The 17,230-nt window shown below is 37.6% G+C and carries 17 protein-coding genes; 8 read left to right on the top strand and 9 right to left on the bottom strand.

All coding sequences use genetic code 11. The annotated features are described in order from the left end of the window. The first annotated feature begins 56 nt into the window (after window positions 1–56). Window positions 57–500, top strand: coding sequence for a CBS domain-containing protein (locus GNP81_RS12180; protein WP_005420573.1), 444 nt, complete (start codon window positions 57–59; stop codon window positions 498–500). 80 nt (window positions 501–580) lie between these two features. Here GNP81_RS12180 and aceA read toward each other — a convergent pair whose 3' ends face one another. The 3 genes from aceA to GNP81_RS12195 all read right to left on the bottom strand — a co-directional run bounded on the left by aceA (window position 581) and on the right by GNP81_RS12195 (window position 5,002). After that, window positions 581–1,909 (bottom strand): isocitrate lyase, encoded by a 1,329-nt coding sequence (gene aceA, locus GNP81_RS12185; protein ID WP_155669804.1) that lies wholly within the window; start codon window positions 1,907–1,909, stop codon window positions 581–583. 14 nt (window positions 1,910–1,923) lie between these two features. Beyond that, window positions 1,924–3,528, bottom strand: a complete 1,605-nt coding sequence (gene aceB, locus GNP81_RS12190) for a malate synthase A (protein ID WP_155673342.1) — start codon at window positions 3,526–3,528, stop codon at window positions 1,924–1,926. Between the two features lie 574 nt (window positions 3,529–4,102). Then, window positions 4,103–5,002: a hydrogen peroxide-inducible genes activator gene (locus GNP81_RS12195; protein WP_155653033.1), complete on the bottom strand. Its 900-nt coding sequence runs from the start codon at window positions 5,000–5,002 to the stop codon at window positions 4,103–4,105. A gap of 145 nt (window positions 5,003–5,147) precedes the next feature. Between GNP81_RS12195 and GNP81_RS12200 the strand changes: the two genes are divergently transcribed. Further along, window positions 5,148–5,756, top strand: a complete 609-nt coding sequence (locus GNP81_RS12200) for a peroxiredoxin C (protein WP_005420579.1) — start codon at window positions 5,148–5,150, stop codon at window positions 5,754–5,756. Window positions 5,757–6,038: 282 nt separating this feature from the next. After that, on the top strand, window positions 6,039–6,782 hold the full coding sequence (locus GNP81_RS12205; RefSeq protein ID WP_155669808.1) for a copper homeostasis protein CutC: 744 nt from the start codon (window positions 6,039–6,041) through the stop codon (window positions 6,780–6,782). A 56-nt stretch (window positions 6,783–6,838) separates the two neighbouring features. Here GNP81_RS12205 and GNP81_RS12210 read toward each other — a convergent pair whose 3' ends face one another. Both GNP81_RS12210 and GNP81_RS12215 read right to left on the bottom strand, forming a co-directional pair. Then, window positions 6,839–7,201 carry a YgiW/YdeI family stress tolerance OB fold protein gene (locus tag GNP81_RS12210; protein ID WP_011262443.1) on the bottom strand — a complete coding sequence of 121 codons (363 nt, stop codon included), beginning with the start codon at window positions 7,199–7,201 and terminating at the stop codon, window positions 6,839–6,841. 56 nt (window positions 7,202–7,257) lie between these two features. Next, window positions 7,258–7,893, bottom strand: a complete 636-nt coding sequence (locus GNP81_RS12215) for an AcfA family outer membrane beta-barrel protein (RefSeq protein WP_155673343.1) — start codon at window positions 7,891–7,893, stop codon at window positions 7,258–7,260. 133 nt (window positions 7,894–8,026) lie between these two features. Here GNP81_RS12215 and GNP81_RS12220 point away from each other — a divergent pair, with 133 nt between their 5' ends. The 5 genes from GNP81_RS12220 (at window position 8,027) to GNP81_RS12240 (ending at window position 13,128) form a co-directional block, all read left to right on the top strand. After that, entirely contained in the window at window positions 8,027–8,956 is a 930-nt protein-coding gene (locus GNP81_RS12220) for a LysR family transcriptional regulator (protein ID WP_155673344.1), read from the top strand. Between the two features lie 293 nt (window positions 8,957–9,249). Beyond that, the gene (locus GNP81_RS12225; RefSeq protein WP_155669814.1) at window positions 9,250–10,173 is read left to right on the top strand and encodes a LysR family transcriptional regulator; all 924 of its coding nucleotides are present in this window, start codon (window positions 9,250–9,252) and stop codon (window positions 10,171–10,173) included. A 185-nt stretch (window positions 10,174–10,358) separates the two neighbouring features. Next, entirely contained in the window at window positions 10,359–11,678 is a 1,320-nt protein-coding gene (locus GNP81_RS12230; protein WP_155673345.1) for a hypothetical protein, read from the top strand. Window positions 11,679–11,759: 81 nt separating this feature from the next. After that, window positions 11,760–12,401, top strand: a complete 642-nt coding sequence (locus GNP81_RS12235; RefSeq protein ID WP_155673346.1) for a hypothetical protein — start codon at window positions 11,760–11,762, stop codon at window positions 12,399–12,401. Window positions 12,402–12,633: 232 nt separating this feature from the next. Beyond that, entirely contained in the window at window positions 12,634–13,128 is a 495-nt protein-coding gene (locus tag GNP81_RS12240) for a hypothetical protein (protein WP_196587320.1), read from the top strand. A gap of 247 nt (window positions 13,129–13,375) precedes the next feature. Here GNP81_RS12240 and GNP81_RS12245 read toward each other — a convergent pair whose 3' ends face one another. The 4 genes from GNP81_RS12245 to pstA all read right to left on the bottom strand — a co-directional run bounded on the left by GNP81_RS12245 (window position 13,376) and on the right by pstA (window position 17,220). After that, window positions 13,376–13,936: a VC2662 family protein gene (locus tag GNP81_RS12245; RefSeq protein ID WP_005420608.1), complete on the bottom strand. Its 561-nt coding sequence runs from the start codon at window positions 13,934–13,936 to the stop codon at window positions 13,376–13,378. Window positions 13,937–14,123: 187 nt separating this feature from the next. Beyond that, window positions 14,124–14,822 (bottom strand): phosphate signaling complex protein PhoU, encoded by a 699-nt coding sequence (gene phoU / locus GNP81_RS12250; protein ID WP_011262448.1) that lies wholly within the window; start codon window positions 14,820–14,822, stop codon window positions 14,124–14,126. 39 nt (window positions 14,823–14,861) lie between these two features. Then, window positions 14,862–15,680 (bottom strand): phosphate ABC transporter ATP-binding protein PstB, encoded by an 819-nt coding sequence (gene pstB / locus GNP81_RS12255; RefSeq protein WP_005420610.1) that lies wholly within the window; start codon window positions 15,678–15,680, stop codon window positions 14,862–14,864. A 4-nt stretch (window positions 15,681–15,684) separates the two neighbouring features. Further along, window positions 15,685–17,220: a phosphate ABC transporter permease PstA gene (pstA, locus tag GNP81_RS12260; protein WP_155673348.1), complete on the bottom strand. Its 1,536-nt coding sequence runs from the start codon at window positions 17,218–17,220 to the stop codon at window positions 15,685–15,687. Window positions 17,221–17,230: the final 10 nt, after the last annotated feature.

The raw sequence follows: 17,230 nt of genomic DNA on the forward strand, positions 1-17,230 counted from the left end.
TTTATTCTTTAGCATTCTATATTTAGATAAGGACAAAAAAATAGCAGGAGCATACTATGTTTACCGTAAAAGACATGATGACGACACATCCTCATACCCTGCTTCGTTCACACTCTTTAGAAGATGCCAAAGCGTTAATGGACGAGCACTGTATTAGACACATTCCTATCGTCGATACTGACGGCGCTTTAATTGGACTTGTTACTCAACGAGACTTACTTTCAGCTCAATCGTCATGCTTAGAAAAACCCACTTTTGAAGAAGTATCAACACTCGATATTCCATTAAATAGCATCATGCATGAAAACGTCATGAGCATTGCTCCATATGGCGGATTAAAAGAAGCGGCGCTATTTATGCAAAAACACAAAGTTGGTTGCCTACCTGTTGTGGAACGTGGCAAGTTGGTGGGAATTATTACTGATTCTGATTTTGTTTCTATCGCTATCAATTTATTAGAATTACAAGAAGAAGTCGATCCATTAGAGCTTGACGAATAGCACCCAAAAAGAAAGGGAGATTCCATTCTCCCTTCAAATCCAGTTAGTGCTATTTATTTTAATTATTGATTACTTAGTTCCTATGCACTGGTTTTAAATTGCTCTTCTTCTGTCGACCCTGTGAGTGCGGTTACTGATGACTGACCACCTTGAATGGTATTGGTCATTTTATCGAAATACCCTGTACCAACTTCTTGCTGGTGCGCTACAAAAGTATAGCCCTTCTCTGCTGCTTCAAATTCTTTACGCTGAACCATTTCAACATAGTGACGCATACCTTCACCTTGAGCATAAGAGTGAGCCAATTCAAACATGTTAAACCACATATTATGAATACCTGCGAGCGTGATGAATTGATATTTATATCCCATATCCGCCAACTCTTGTTGAAATTTCGCAATCGTTTCTGAATCCAGATTCTTCTCCCAATTAAATGATGGAGAGCAGTTATAAGCTAATAGCTGATTTGGATATTTTGCATGAATTGCTTCTGCAAATTTACGTGCCTCTTCTAAACAAGGTGTCGCCGTTTCACACCACACAAGATCTGCATAAGGAGAGTAAGCCAGCCCTCTCGATATCGCTTGATCAATCCCTGCTGTTACTTTATAAAAACCTTCCGGAGTACGTTCACCTTCAATAAACTCTTGATCGTATGGATCACAATCTGATGTCAACAAATCAGCCGCATTAGCATCGGTTCGTGCAATAACGAGTGTTCGCGTACCTGCTACATCCGCAGCAAGACGAGCTGCTACCAGTTTTTGCACCGCTTCTTGCGTTGGTACTAACACCTTACCTCCCATATGACCGCATTTTTTTACTGACGCTAATTGATCTTCAAAGTGAACGCCTGCAGCACCGGCTTCAATCATATTACGCATCAATTCATAGCCATTAAGCACGCCGCCAAACCCGGCTTCTGCATCCGCTACAATAGGCAAAAAGTAATCAATACCCTCCTCTGGGTTTCCACCTGTAGACCATTGAATTTGATCCGCTCGGCGAAATGCATTATTAATTCGTTTCACTACCGATGGCACTGAATCTACCGGATACAAAGATTGGTCTGGGTACATGGTTGATGCGGTATTATTATCCGCCGCAACTTGCCAACCTGATAGATAAATGGCCTCAATCCCAGCTTTTGCTTGTTGTACCGCCTGCCCACCTGTGAGTGCGCCAAGACAATTCACATACCCTTTTTTAGAAGAACCATTGACTAGGTCCCACAATCTGTCAGCTCCTTTTTGTGCGATGGTATTTTCCGGAGCAAAAGAGCCACGAAGGTTAATCACTTCTTCAGCCGTATAAGGACGAGTTACCCCATCCCAACGCGGGTTTTCAGCCCAATCTTTTTCCAGTGCATCAATTTGCTGTTGGCGAGTTTGTGGTTTAAATGTCGTCATAATCGTTCCCTCTCTTATAGGTATTGGTAGCCAGGTAGTGTTAAAAAGTCCGTAAGTTGATCACTGGTGGTCAGTTGCTCCATCAGCTTTGCAGCTTGAGTGAATTGGCCAGAATCAAAACGCTCCGTTCCCAACTCTTTCTCTATTACTTTCATCTCTTCCAATAACATGGTTCTAAATAGTTCAGCTGTAACAACTGCACCACTATCTAGTGTTTTTCCATGTTGTATCCATTGCCAAATAGACGTTCGTGATATTTCTGCGGTAGCCGCATCTTCCATTAATCCGTAAATAGGCACGCAGCCATTTCCTGATATCCAAGCTTCAATGTATTGCACTGCAACTCGAATGTTATGACGCATTCCTTCCTCTGTTCTTTCACCTTCACATGGTGCAAGTAATTCCTCTGCCGTAATTGGTGCATCAGTATCTCGTGTAATATCAAGTTGATTCATTCGTTCACCTAATACTGAATCAAACTCTGATCTTGCCGTATCAGCTAAACCGGGATGAGCGACCCAAGTACCATCGTGTCCATTATTGGCTTCTAATGATTTATCGGTTTGAATTTTATTTAGTACCCAATCATTTTTTTCAGGATCTTTTGATGGAATAAAGGCGGCCATTCCTCCCATCGCAAACGCTCCTCTTCGGTGGCACGTTCGAATTAATAGTCGTGAATATGCATTAAGAAACGGTTTTTCCATGGTCACCACTTGGCGATCCGGTAGTACGCGATCTGGATGATTTTTTAATGTTTTGATGTAACTGAAAATATAATCCCAACGCCCACAATTCAGCCCCACGATATGCTCTTTTAAGCTATATAGGATTTCATCCATCTCAAATACAGCAGGTAGTGTTTCAATTAGAACAGTGGCTTTAATTGTTCCCTGTTTTAATCCGAATTCACGCTCAGCAAAACTGAATACATCACTCCACCACGCCGCTTCTTGATATGCCTGTAATTTAGGTAAATAAAAATAAGGACCACTGCCTTTTTTTAATGACGTTTGATAGTTGTGATAAAAATAAAGTGCAAAATCAAACAAAGCCCCAGGTATTGCAACACCATTAAAAAGCACGTGTTTTTCAGGAAGGTGTAAACCACGAACTCGACAAATCAATACCGCCGGATCTTGCTTTAATTGATACACCTTTTGAGTTTGAGGGTTGGTGTATTGGATCGTGCCATCCATTGCATCTCTAAGATTAATCTGTCCATTAAGTACCGCCTCCCATGACGGAGCTAATGAATCTTCAAAATCTGCCATGAATACTTTTACATTTGCATTCAGTGCATTAATCACCATTTTTCTATCTGTTGGGCCGGTAATTTCAACTCGTCTATCTTGTAAATCTGTTGGAATACCTTGAATACTCCATTCAGACTCTCGGATAGAACGTGTTTCACTTAAGAAATTAGGTAACTGCCCAGCATCTATCTTTTTCTGACGTAGCTGGCGAGTTTCTAATAACTCAGGAACTCGGTGTGCAAATTTTTCGACAACATGAGTTAGAAATCGAACTGCTCCAGCAGTTAACACTTCTTCAACTTGGGGCAAGTTAGGTTCAGTAACGATTATCTGTTGCTCTTTAATTGTCATGGTATCGGTCATGGTTTGCGCCTCCGGCAAAATTACATTTGTAACTAAAACACTACGATTTAGTATTCATGTTTCATCCTATGATTCATTTTTGCTGCTTACACTTATTACATTCTCGAAAGTCCAAGTGAATTACAACCCCGACTAAAGGCTAATAAAGACTCGAAAAACCGATAAAACATCAATAAAAATCAGCAAATTGAATTATGAGTAAATGCTCTATAGATATATTTGTCAAAGTTTTATTTTTACAATTTAGACACATGAAAATACTTACAAGATCTAAAAATAACGTAATTAAATTACAAAAAATAAAGTTGTAAAATTTAACATGTAAAATTCACAGTTTTAATTTCACAAGTAAAACAGCAGGATAGAAATGAATTGAATGAAAGGCAGCGCAAGTAATTAGATGAATAAGCCAGAAGTGATGACAGGCAACAAGAAGAGGTAAAACAAAAAGAGGTAAAGGGAAAATACTTAAATTAAAAGAACTGAGAATACGATCACGATTTTTGCTCATTATTCAAAAGTAGAAAGACGACTATTTATAAAAATAAATAATCGCCTTATATAAAGAGATTCACTATAAAATATCTTCGACAATATCAGCTAACTGATGAAATGCTTGTAAACGAGATGAACTTGGACGCCATACTAAGCCAATATCACGTGATGCTTCTTGGCCAGGCGGCTCAACCACAACTAAATTTTGATTATCGAGTAACCCATGTTTAATCGCCATTTGAGGAATAAAAGTAGTACCTAATCCATTGGCAACCATCTGTACTAATGTATGCAAGCTTGTCGCTGTGAATGGATTAATTTTTTCTCGCTTCGTTAACTTACACGCTGAAACAGCGTGTTCTGTTAAACAGTGCTCTTTCTCTAGTAAGAACACAAACTCATCAGGCAAATCATCATAGCGAATAGGCGTAGAAATAGAACTCACTTGGTCTTTACTAATTACCATTTTAAATGGGTCTTGACCAACAACCAGACTTTCCATTCCTGCAATATCAACAGGAAGAGCAAGAATCAATACATCTAATTGCCCTTGTCTTAATGCCGCTAATAGATTCGTCGTCGTATCTTCTCTTAGTAATAGAGTGAGTTGAGGGTATTTTTCATTCACCTCTTGCACTAAATCACATAATAAAAAAGGCGCAATTGTAGGTATGCAGCCAACACGCAATTGACCTTGCATTGAATCACCTTGACATAAAGAGCCTAACTCAATCAAGTCTTGGCCTTTTGCCAACAATTCTCGTCCTTGCTCTACGACTCTTTCACCTACAGGGGTAAAAACAAGTGTTTTTTTATCTCTTTCATATAATGTACAACCGATCAACTCTTCAAGGTTTTGTATCCCTTTACTTAGGGTTGATTGGCTAACAAAACATTTTTCTGCAGCTTCACCAAAATGACGCGTTTCGTGCAGAGTAATGAAGTAGTGTAGCTGTTTTAATGAGGGCCATTTATTCATCGCTTTTCTCGATTACATCAATCTATTTAATTCGCTTTTTTCAATCATACCTTTTGTACTATAGTTTGTCCCGTCGAAACATTTGTTATGAAAAAACAAAGCCAAACAAGAAGTTTGGATATCTAACTTTTTAGGAGATTCAAAAATGGTACTAGTAGGTCGTCAAGCACCAGACTTTACTGCTGCAGCTGTTCTAGGTAACGGTGAAATCGTTGATAACTTCAACTTCGCAGAATTCACTAAAGGTAAGAAAGCGGTAGTATTCTTCTACCCACTAGACTTCACTTTCGTTTGTCCATCAGAGCTAATCGCTTTTGACAACCGTCTAGAAGACTTCCAAGCGAAAGGCGTTGAAGTAATCGGTGTATCTATCGATTCTCAATTCTCTCACAACGCATGGCGTAACACTGCTATCGAAGATGGCGGTATCGGTCAAGTTAAGTACCCTCTAGTTGCTGACGTTAAGCATGAAATCTGTAAAGCATACGACGTTGAGCACCCAGAAGCTGGTGTTGCTTTCCGTGGTTCTTTCCTAATCGATGCTGACGGTCTTGTTCGTCACCAAGTAGTTAACGACCTTCCACTAGGCCGTAACATTGACGAAATGCTACGCATGGTAGACGCACTAAACTTCCACGAGAAGAACGGTGAAGTTTGTCCAGCACAATGGGAAGAAGGTAAAGCAGGTATGGACGCATCTCCAAAAGGTGTTGCATCGTTCCTATCTGAACACGCTGACGACCTAAGCAAGTAATTCTATTAGAGCTCTTACCACAAAGAGCTCGATGCACCTAATGCTCAACGGTGCATGTGGCTAGAATATTAAAAGCATATAAATGCGACAGCCAAAAATCAGAAAGTTTGCCTAATACTAAAAGCCCTAAAGTTATCTTTAGGGCTTTTTCTTTATTTTCAGCAAAATTACACATTTCCCCCTTATTAACTCTAATATAGATTCAATTCTGACGCCCTCTTCACACTACTTTCTTAATTTATCCCTTACACTACGGGTATCTTCCTTTATTTTTTTATACTCATGTCTATCCAAATTGAAGTCTGCATCGACAATCTAGAATCTCTACATAACGCAATAACAGGTGGTGCTGACCGCATTGAACTCTGCTCTTCTTTGGCTCTTGGTGGTTTAACTCCAAGCTTTGGCTTTATGAAAAAAGCAGCAGAGATCTCACCGATTCCTGTCTATGCAATGATAAGACCTCGCCAAGGTGATTTCTTATATGATAACGATGACATAGCAGCCATGATCTCCGATATTCAAGCTGCTAAATTAGCAGGCTTACAAGGCGTAGTATTTGGCGTATTAAAAGCCAATGGCGATATTGATATGCCACTTTCTGCTCGCTTAATGAAAATAGCCAACGACAATGATTTAGGCGTGACTTTTCATCGAGCCATAGACCAATGTTCTAACTATAAAAAAGCCATCGAAAATATTGCAGAGCTTGGCTGTGAACGCATTCTAACCTCAGGGTTAGCAGCGAATGCCTATGATGGGATAAATGTATTAGCTGATATGGTTAAACTGGCTAATGGACGTTTTGATATATTAGCTGGTGCAGGTGTTAGTGCGGAAAATGCAAAAGAAATAATAGAAAAAACAGGTGTGAAAGAGATTCATTTATCAGGTAAATCCACACGACCAAGTAAAATGAAACTGGTTTTAGATGGCGTAAAAATGGGTGCCGGTGATTTGGATGATTTCATTGTCCCAGTGACAGACGCTAAAAAAATTGATGCTGTTAAGCAACGCATAAAATAAAAACAAAAAAGCCAGAGTATCAAAACTCTGGCTTTTATAAGTAAAATGACGAGTAATTATTTAGCTAATTGAACTGTATTTACGTCGATTGTTGTCTCAGTCCACTCTTTATCTACTTCACCATGAATTACCAATTTTGTTTCTGGTGTAGCTTCAATACCATTCCAATCTTTATTATCAATTTCGATTCTAACTTCACCCGTCGCATCTTTAAATTGGTATTCTTCATTGCCTAAAGAAGACGTAATGTAGCCAGTTAATACAACCGCTGCATCATCATCAGAATCAAGTGCAGCTCGAACCGTACTAACAGAAACTGAACTAGGGCCAGTAAAACCACCTTTAACTGGTGCGTTCTGAGCAGCAAAAACACTTGAAGAAGCGAAAACTAATGCACTAACTAATACGATTTTTTTCATTTTATTATGTCCAATTAACTTAGATTTGTAATCTTTAACTATTCGATGACGATATATTAAAAGTAGTAAGCTGAACTCAACATGAACGATGTAGAATTAGCAACACTATCTACTTGGTAGCTTGCTGATGCACCTAGCGCTAGGTTTGGGATAACCATGTACTCAATACCTACGCTTGCAATACCGCCGAATACGCTTTCAGATTTTGAATCACCAGCAACATAATCTTGTGTAAATTCATGATCTGTTAGGTCATTTTCATATTCAGTATTCGCAGATGAATCAAATTTATATTGAGTATAAGTCAAACCTAAGCCTGTTTTTAATTGTACTTTTTCATTGATGTTATAAAAATACACAGGTTTAAAGGTAAATTGAGTTGCATCTAAATCAGCATCCCACTCACGCTCTTTAGTATAACCAGGTTTATCAGACACTAGCATTTGACTACGAGAATCATCACTCTCAAATTTTTTGTAACCTAGCTCAAGACCAAATTCATTAAAACGGTAGCCAACAAAACCACCAAAAGCAGAACTAGAGTCATCTGGAGTTAATGACACATTGTCATTTGAAAAAGTCGTTGAATAATCATGGCTCATGTTTGTTAGACCGTATTCTAAACCTACGTATGGAGCAGCAATTGTTGCTGTTGAAGTAGCAGCCATTAGCAAAAATAAATACTTTTTCATTGTAATTCAATCCTATAGTTATGATGTTGAGCTTGGTGTTAATTCGTAATGTAGGTACTATAGAGAAGAGATCGTGAAGGAAGCGTGAAGAATTATTTAATAATTCAATTTTTTATAAAGGAAGTAATTCAATATGGCAAAAGATCTGTTTGCAACATTAGATTTAAACTTATTGAGAACGTTTTTAATTCTTTCCCAAGAATTAAATATGCGAAAAGCCTCTGAGCGCTTATTTGTTTCTCAACCTGCTATCAGTCAGGCATTGCAAAAATTGCGAAATCATTTTAATGATGAGTTATTCATTAAAGTTCGCCATGGGTTAAAACCAACCCCTTTTGCTGAAGAATTAGCTGAGAATATCCAACCTTATTTAGATGGTTTATCGTCAGTATTAAATGCATCCCAAGAATTCCAACCTACTAATTTAAATAGAACACTTAAAATAGCCTTAGCTCCTCAGGTATTAACTTGCTTATCTGGTGCGTTATTTCATGAAATTAAAGAAAAAGCACCTAATGTGGATCTACAACTTGTGAATTGGTCTGAATCCACTTTCGAAGATCTTGCTAAAGGCAAGCTAGACATTGCGATCAATTATGAATATGACAAAATCCCAAAAGAATTACTTTCAAAAAATCTAATCACAATAACAGGTTGTGTAATCGTTAGAAAAGACCATCCAATAGATAAAATTATCGCAACACCTTATGACTTCGAAGGTTATGAACTTGCTTCATTGATTATTCCTGGTTGGAATGATAATAAAAGTTTAGCAAGTGAAGTGCTAACCAATATGGATATTGAGCATAAAATAGGATTTCGCTCAGAGCTTCCAATGGCATTGATCGATGTAGTTCAACATACAGATATGTATTTCCCTTCCACTTCACTTTTCCCTATTTACCAATATTCAAGTTTAAGACGAATAGATCTATGCCTTGATGACGTCCCTCTAAACTACCCTATTTATAGTTATTTCCATCAACGACACAAAAAAAATGCACTTCATCATTGGATAAATCAACTCATTACCGATTTATTATTAGAAGCAAATATCAAATAAGAATCCCTTATGACCTATATAATGAAAGGTGATTGGTTCCCTTTCATAAATATTTATATTATCTAGGCCAGTCAACGGGAGTGATACTCAGGCGTATTACTACTGTAACTGCGACATTTACTTTATCAAGGAATGATGAAGTTTTTAGAATAGGTTTTATTGCAACTCTACTTTCCGTCTTTGACGCTTTACCGTTAGGTAACTTCGCCTCTGTTCTCTCATCCAGAGGCTTTTTTTCTTTACCCTTATCACTTTCTTTGTTTCAATAAAAAAAACGTCAATGGATTGATATTATGGCTAAAGACTTATTTTCCAATTTAGACTTAAACCTCTTAAGAACCTTCATCATTCTTCACCAAGAACGAAATATGCGTAAAGCGTCTGAACGTTTATTTGTTTCTCAGCCTGCTATTAGTAAAGCTTTGCAACGCTTACGTGATCATTTTAATGATGAATTATTTGTCAAAACCCATCATGGACTTCGAGCTACCGAATACGCCAATCAATTAGCTGAAAGTATTTCGCCTATCCTTGATGAGTTATCCTCTACACTAAATGAAAGTAACGAATTTAATCCCAAAGAGTTGGACGGCGTCATTAAACTTGCTTTATCTCCTTTTATTTTAAGCGCTATTGCAAATAGACTATTTCAAGCAATTAGAACTGAAGCACCAAATGTTCAAGTACAATTACTAAATTGGTCAAAATCTACCATGACCGATATCATCAATGATGAAGTTCAACTCGGTCTTAATTACGAAATTAGTCATGCACCAAAAGAGCTAATTCAAAAACCTATCGCTCAAGACAGCTTTAAAGCATATGTAAGACAATGTCATCCATATAAAGAGACTGAAATAGAAGTTAAAGATGGGGTTAATTTTGAACTGGCAACGGTAATAGCTGTTGATTGGAACTCACATCAATCTCTAGCAGAAAAGATCCTAAAAATTAAAGGATTGGAAGCCAATGTCGGCTTTCGTTCAGAACTGCCTTCAGCTGTAATCGATGTGGTTAATAACTCAGACATGATGTTCCCAGCCTCTAAATTTTTAGATATTGAAAATAATAAGCAACTACGAAGTATTCAAATACTCTTTGATAATAAAGATATTAATCCGAAGGTTTGTGCTTATTACCACTATAAAAATCGCAATAACCCCACCATGCTATGGTTAAAAAACATTCTTCAATCATTGCTTATTGATAACCAATAGTTATTACCCTAATTAACTTGAGTCATTAATAACTTAAGGTTAAAGCCTCTATTCTTTTAAGGGATTAGAGGCTTTTTTGTACATTTCATATACTTCTCTCATCGGCTAGGAACGCCACACACAAGCAAAGACGCTTTCAATAATTAGGCGATATCGCCAACCATAACATTAAGAGAGAAACCAATATGAAACTTAAATTAATTGCATCTTTAGTTGCCGCATCGTTCCTAGCAGGCTGTTCCTCTTCAGGCTCATCAAATGACTCACCGACGACCCCTGATCCACAAGATGGTATTGCAGGTGTTCAATACTTTGAAGGTGAAAATGCTCAAGCTGCAATTGTGACTGGCGACGAAGGTAATTATCAAGCAAACCTATTAAAAGGAAGCAATGGCAATACCATTATTCGTTTAAACGGCACAACTTATGTCACCAACGGTGATGAAGTAAAAAATACTCAAGGTGAGACCATTGGTCATATACAAAAAGAAGGTTCAGAGCTTATCTTTCATGGTAACAATGGTGGAGAAGCCGCACTTAAAGTTGAAAATGGTCGTTTAATTATTTCTGAAACAGTAAAACCAAACCCACAACTTCCACCTAAAGATGATGGTTCATGGGATGGAGATCATGGTTGGGAAGTCACTAAGCCTGCACCAGAATTACCACCAAAATGGGATGGTGATGAAGGTCACACAAATCCATTTATACCTGTAACAATTAATGGCATTGATTATGTTATTGATACTACAACCAATTTAGTCACAATTGATGGTATTGTGGTTGGTGGTGCTGAATATGATGGAAAAGGTCGAATTGTATTTACCGATTTCTCAACAGGTGAAACCATGCAAATAGGCAGAGATAATAACGACAATATTAGCATCATCAGAGGCGATGTAGATCACGGATGGGGATGGGTAAATCCAGACAATGATCTACCTGAATTTGATGGCGGTTGGGATAACCCAACAAAACCTTACACTGTAGAATTTAGCAAAGAGCATCAACAAGCTTATGTATATAACGAAGATGGTAAAACAGTATTGATTATTGAACCTGGTGACACTCATGGATCATTTGAAGTTCGATTAGGCGCCATGAGTTCTGATGATGTTTATGTTATTTCACAAGACAATCGTGGTGAATGGGTGATTGATTGGGAAAAATCAACCATTGATGGTGAATGGGGAGTATCTCCTGATTCAGATAAGTTACTACCACCAAGTCTAAATGATCAACTGATTACTGACATCGAATCAGGAAAAAAGACTGATGGCTCAACATGGATCAGTATTAATGATAAAGCGGTAAGTCTTATTATTAATGACGGAAAAATTGTTGATATTAATGTCTCAGATAAGGCCAAGAAAGTCATAGCTGAACGCATTGAGCTTCGCTCAGATTTAAATGCAGAGCAAATCCGTCAAAAAGCTAAGTCTCTATCACAAGAGCAACGCCAACAAATTAAACAAGCTATCAAGGACAGAGCTCCCCGCTCATAAGATTGGCTAACAGTTTATAAATAAAGCAAAGGAGTCGCTCTACAGTGGCTCCTTTTTTATTTTTGCTACGAGTACTTAATTATGCGCTTTCAATTCTTATTGTTACCTCTGTTCACCTCTTTATCGGTTTCAGCAAAATATTATGAACCCGATCTAAGCGTTCAACTGTCTCAAAGTAATGATGAATGGGTAGGGACCGTTACTGCCAACCTTCAAGCAACAGAAGAGATCAGCTTTACCGCAGATATCGACTCAACGGGTTATTTAGAAATTGGATCGGGCTACGGACTAATGCTTGGCCAGTTTTATACTGAAGCTTTCGTTAGTTATGGCAGAGCAGACCTTATCGATATCTATAATGTCGGCCTATTTACAGGTACCGCACTAACCAGAGATATTATGATTTTTGCTAACACTTCTCATGAATGGCGTGAATCTGTTTTTTCGGATTTATTAAATACAAAAACAAATCGAGAATGGAAAAATACACTTGGTGCTAGCTATACGATTAATCAGTGGAGTAGCTTTAGCTATTCATTTGCTCATGACCGTGAATTAACCGGTTCAAAAAGCTATTACAACAGCCAAGATATTACGCTTACCTTAAAACCTAAATGGGTAGAGCCTTATGTGAAATACACCTTTGGTGAATCACGAATCAGCCCAAGTGATAGAACAAGAACAGAAAACAGCTATGAAGTTGGGTTTAATCTAAGATTTTAATTAACTCTATATTCGACACAATTACCTTTTGGTCACTCTCCCCCTTCATATCACTTTTATGTAGGGGCTTTTTTTACCATCTAAAAATCCATTAATAACTAATGATTATCATTGAAATAACGACATGTGATTAGTGGAGTATGAACAATTTTCTTACTATACCCCCATCAAAAACACATTATATAAACAAGCACGGATGCTTTTTTTAAACACAATTATGAGAGTATCCAAAATGAAAAAATCACATCTAGTTCTAGCTATCGCCACTCTATTTAGTGCAAACACTTTTGCTAATAATATTCACTTATCTCCTGAAGTTAAAATCGGCCCTTATGGTGGCTTTGGTATTCAAGCAGGTGTTACTGATGCTTTAGGTTTTGATGCGGCTTATCTTAGTTATGGTCGTACGGTTTACAGCAGTTCAACTTATGATGAAACAATCGACTCATACCGTTTTGGTGTTCAACATATGTTTGGAGCATCAAAAATACATGGCCTACAGCTTGAATTAGGTATTGCTGACTACGATGGAAAGAAAACAAGTAAAGGCGAAACGACTAAAGAAAGTACATTAGGTTCAAGTATCGGCGCCTCTTATGTATTTCAAGCTACTGACCAATTAGGATTAAGAGCAGGAGTGGATCTTAACTACTTCCCAATGAGTGATACGTATATTCCTTATGACTTAGCAACTAACTTTAATCTTGGTATGACATTCACTTTTTAATGAATACCATCGTGATTAATTATACCAATCGTAATAAATAACTGATCGCTCTAACTTATTAAAATGCTCGATAACTACGTTAGAATTGTTAATTGTAGAATAACTACTTATCAAAAAATTCTGCCTTGTTATCAAGCATTTTTCCTTCGCTATTTCTGATCACTTACTTACTGTGATTGGTATTAGATAAAAAAATGGCGCTGTTTTTAAACAACGCCATTTTTATTTAATTAGATTTCAAATCAAATTACATCGCAAAGTTTACGATTGGGAAACAAGGTAGGAAACCATTTTCAGCACAGTTAATAAGGCCTACTTGAACCCCTTTAATATCAGAAGTCATGTTAAAGAAACCAACTTGAACATGAGAATCATTTGAAAGGTTAGCAACACCTACATCAACCATTGTGTAACCTTCTGAATAGTTAACAGCAGATACGTTTGCACCTTTCACATTATTTGTAAGGTTAACAAAACCTAGGTTAGCCCCTAAGTCATCACCTTTGTGCCAGTTAAACAGGCCAAAAGATGCACCAGTCATATTACCGTTAACCTTGTTAGCACCGATAAATAGCGGGAAGTTTACACCAGTTAGGTTATCACTTTCAGACATACCGATTGCGAAATCAACACCAGTAACATCACCAGTCTTACCATGCAGTGCAGCTAGACGTACACCTTTTACTTCACTTGCTGCTGGAGCATTAAAGCCATTAAGAGATGAGAACATCACAGGCGTGCTATCAGCCATCGCAAATGATGAAACCATCGATAGAGCAGCGCAAGTACCAACTAAAATCTTCTTCATAATATTTCCTTTATTACTTAGTTATGATTCTTTGAATCAATTATTTTGCTTATTATCAGTTACACCATAAATGTAACAATTCCTAATATACTCGTATTAAGTGATAAATAAAGCATAGTTCAAAAAGTTAGTATGTGATTATTATTTTTAAGTCAATCGGTTACGAATATAACCTTACAGAAACACATCACTTAATCACATCATCTATATTTTGTTCACCAATATGCCGTACATCTTTTCCTTTTACGAAATAAATAATGTATTCACAAATATTTTGGCAACGATCTCCAACTCGTTCAATAGCTCGAGCGGCCCACATTACCTTCATCACGCTAGGAATAGAACTTGGGTCTTCCATCATATAAGTCATTAATTGACGTACAACCGCTTCATATTCTGCATCGATTTTATCATCAAATTTATACGCTTCAGTTGCTGCTTTTACATCCATTCGTGCATAAGCATCTAAAACTGAATGCATCATTTTTACAGATTGACGCCCTAATGACTCTAAAGATACCAATAACGAATGCTGCTTATTCGTAAAGTTTTCTAATGATACTTTGGCTATTTGAGAGGCTACGTCACCAATACGTTCTAAATCAGTAATGGTTTTTATAATCGCCATAACTAAGCGCAAATCACTTGCTGTAGGTTGACGTTTGGCAATGATACGAGTGCACGCTTCATCAATAGCGACTTCCATAGCATTGACTTTATGGTCTTCATGCATGACGCGTTTAGCTAGCTCTGCATCATGATTATGCAAAGCTTCTAATGCATAGGTGAGCTGCTGTTCCACCATTCCACCCATAGTTAAAACATGAGTGCGAATAGCTTCAAGCTCTGAATTGAATTGGCCTGAAATATGTCGACCAAGATGCATGATATGTCCTTATCTTATCAATGGCCTATCATAGGATTATTACCCATAACGGCCTGTAATATAGTCTTCTGTTTGTTTATGTATAGGGGAAGTGAAAATGGTATTTGCATTACCATACTCCACTAACTTTCCTTGATTAATAAAAGCGGTGTAATCACTTACCCTCGCAGCTTGTTGCATATTATGTGTAACAATAACGACGGTATATTTACTTTTTAATTCGTAAATAAGCTCTTCTATGGTTAGTGTTGATATTGGATCCAAAGCCGATGTTGGTTCATCAAGTAATAATACTTCAGGTTCAATGGCTATCGCTCGAGCAATAACTAAACGTTGTTGCTGACCTCCAGAAAGGCCAAATGCATTTTCATGTAAACGATGCTTAACTTCATCCCATAATGCCGCCGCTTTTAGAGCTTCTTCAACCGCTTCATCTAATACTCGCGCTTCTTTAATCCCTTGTAAACGTAAACCGTAAACTACGTTTTCATAAATTGACTTAGGAAACGGATTGGGGCGTTGAAACACCATGCCAACCCGACGACGCAATGAAGGAATATCCGTATCAGGGTGATAAATGTCATCACCAAATAACTTAATCGAACCTTTAATTTTGCAATTATCAACCAAATCATTCATTCGGTTAATACAGCGTAATAACGTTGATTTACCACAACCAGACGGACCGATAAAAGCGGTCACTTGGCCCTTCGGTATTCGCATTTCTATATTTGATAGCGCCGATGTCTTGCCATAATTCAAACAAAGATTATTAATTTCTATCGCGGTATTTTCATCAGATAAATGATTAACATCCATCGGCGATAAAAAAGAAAGATCAGGAGATAATGAATACATATAACTATAACTCCAAAGTTCGGTATTTTTCTCGTAAGTTATTACGAATAGCGATGGCAGCAAGGTTTAATCCAATGATAACCGTGACCAATAAAAAAGCCGTTGCATATACAATAGGTCGAGCGGCTTCTACGTTAGGACTTTGAAAACCTACATCATAAATATGATAACCAAGGTGCATGAATTTTCTGTCTAAATGCAAGTAAGGAGCAACGCTATCAACAGGTAACGATGGCGCTAACTTCACTACCCCTACTAACATTAAAGGAGCTACCTCACCTGCAGCACGAGCAACCGCTAAAATTAATCCTGTCATGATCGCTGGACTTGCCATAGGTAATACGATCTTCCATAAAGTTTCAAACTGGGTAGCACCTAATGCTAATGAACCATGTCGAACCGAATTAGGAATACGACTTAAACCTTCTTCTGTCGCAACAATCACAACGGGTAAAGTTAAGATAGCTAATGTTAACGCTGACCATAATAAACCTGGCGTCCCAAATGTAGGGGTTGGCAACTCATTAGAATAAAAGAGTTGATCAAGTGTTCCACCTACCACATAAACAAAAAAGCCTAACCCAAATACACCATAAACAATCGATGGCACACCTGCTAAGTTAATTACAGCGATACGGATCAATCGAGTTAACACATTTGGTTTTGCATATTCATGTAAGTATATAGCAGCTATCACCCCCAAAGGCATTACGATAACCGACATTAACAACACTAATAAAATAGTACCAAATATCGCAGGAAACACCCCCCCCTCAGAATTAGCTTCACGCGGAGGTTCTGATACAAACTCATAAACAGACTCAAGCCAATGATACACTTTTTCTTTCATCGTCATCGCATTTGGAAACCAAATATCCAATACGTTATCACTGCTTAGTTGATAGCGTGAACCTTGGCTATCTTCTAGTATCAAATAACTGTGGCTCAACTGCTTAGATGTTGCATCTACCTCGTGATTAAGTACTTTTTCTTTCGTTATGATTTCACTTTTAGAAAGAGTAGAACTAGGTAAAGCATCTAACAAACGATAAAGTTTATATCGCTCTTGCTCAAGTAAATCGATCTTTGCTTTTTCACTACGAACCCAAGCTTCGACCTGCTGTCGATTTAACTCAAGGCCATTTGATGTCTCTATGATCTTGCCAAAATATTTACCATGCTGAACACGATCTACTACCACGAGATCTTCTGGCTTGCTTACCGTTCTAATTTTATCTTTATCGATATTAATGAAGTCAAAACCATTAATATCTCGGTTTCCAACCTTAATTACGAGTCGCTCTCTTTTATCCGCATTCGCATCATGTACTTTTTGTACATCATATAACTGACCAACAATGACCTTTCCATCAACGGTTTGCCATTGCTGTAATGGCGTTGGCCAAAAATAAGAGAGGCCTTTCCAACCAATTAACAGCAAGATACCCAATACCGAAATCATACTGATACTTACTGATCCTGCAGTAAGCCATATCCATGGTGAGCCTGATTTTATCCACGTTTTCATTTTTATTTTCATTCAGATACAC

The organism is Aliivibrio fischeri (assembly GCF_009727955.1).
Taxonomy (GTDB): domain Bacteria; phylum Pseudomonadota; class Gammaproteobacteria; order Enterobacterales; family Vibrionaceae; genus Aliivibrio; species Aliivibrio fischeri_A.

Excerpts from the sequence above, each read along its gene's own strand:
- aceA (WP_155669804.1), bottom strand. The coding sequence starts at position 1,909 with ATGACGACATTTAAACCACAAACTCGCCAACAGCAAATTGATGCACTG.
- aceB (WP_155673342.1), bottom strand. The coding sequence starts at position 3,528 with ATGACCGATACCATGACAATTAAAGAGCAACAGATAATCGTTACTGAA.
- phoU (WP_011262448.1), bottom strand. The coding sequence starts at position 14,822 with ATGCATCTTGGTCGACATATTTCAGGCCAATTCAATTCAGAGCTTGAA.
- GNP81_RS12245 (WP_005420608.1), bottom strand. The coding sequence starts at position 13,936 with ATGAAGAAGATTTTAGTTGGTACTTGCGCTGCTCTATCGATGGTTTCA.
- GNP81_RS12195 (WP_155653033.1), bottom strand. The coding sequence starts at position 5,002 with ATGAATAAATGGCCCTCATTAAAACAGCTACACTACTTCATTACTCTG.
- pstB (WP_005420610.1), bottom strand. The coding sequence starts at position 15,680 with ATGTATTCATTATCTCCTGATCTTTCTTTTTTATCGCCGATGGATGTT.
- GNP81_RS12180 (WP_005420573.1), top strand. The coding sequence starts at position 57 with ATGTTTACCGTAAAAGACATGATGACGACACATCCTCATACCCTGCTT.
- GNP81_RS12205 (WP_155669808.1), top strand. The coding sequence starts at position 6,039 with ATGTCTATCCAAATTGAAGTCTGCATCGACAATCTAGAATCTCTACAT.
- pstA (WP_155673348.1), bottom strand. The coding sequence starts at position 17,220 with ATGAAAATAAAAATGAAAACGTGGATAAAATCAGGCTCACCATGGATA.
- GNP81_RS12225 (WP_155669814.1), top strand. The coding sequence starts at position 9,250 with ATGGCTAAAGACTTATTTTCCAATTTAGACTTAAACCTCTTAAGAACC.
- GNP81_RS12235 (WP_155673346.1), top strand. The coding sequence starts at position 11,760 with ATGCGCTTTCAATTCTTATTGTTACCTCTGTTCACCTCTTTATCGGTT.
- GNP81_RS12230 (WP_155673345.1), top strand. The coding sequence starts at position 10,359 with ATGAAACTTAAATTAATTGCATCTTTAGTTGCCGCATCGTTCCTAGCA.
- GNP81_RS12210 (WP_011262443.1), bottom strand. The coding sequence starts at position 7,201 with ATGAAAAAAATCGTATTAGTTAGTGCATTAGTTTTCGCTTCTTCAAGT.
- GNP81_RS12240 (WP_196587320.1), top strand. The coding sequence starts at position 12,634 with ATGAAAAAATCACATCTAGTTCTAGCTATCGCCACTCTATTTAGTGCA.
- GNP81_RS12220 (WP_155673344.1), top strand. The coding sequence starts at position 8,027 with ATGGCAAAAGATCTGTTTGCAACATTAGATTTAAACTTATTGAGAACG.
- GNP81_RS12215 (WP_155673343.1), bottom strand. The coding sequence starts at position 7,893 with ATGAAAAAGTATTTATTTTTGCTAATGGCTGCTACTTCAACAGCAACA.
- GNP81_RS12200 (WP_005420579.1), top strand. The coding sequence starts at position 5,148 with ATGGTACTAGTAGGTCGTCAAGCACCAGACTTTACTGCTGCAGCTGTT.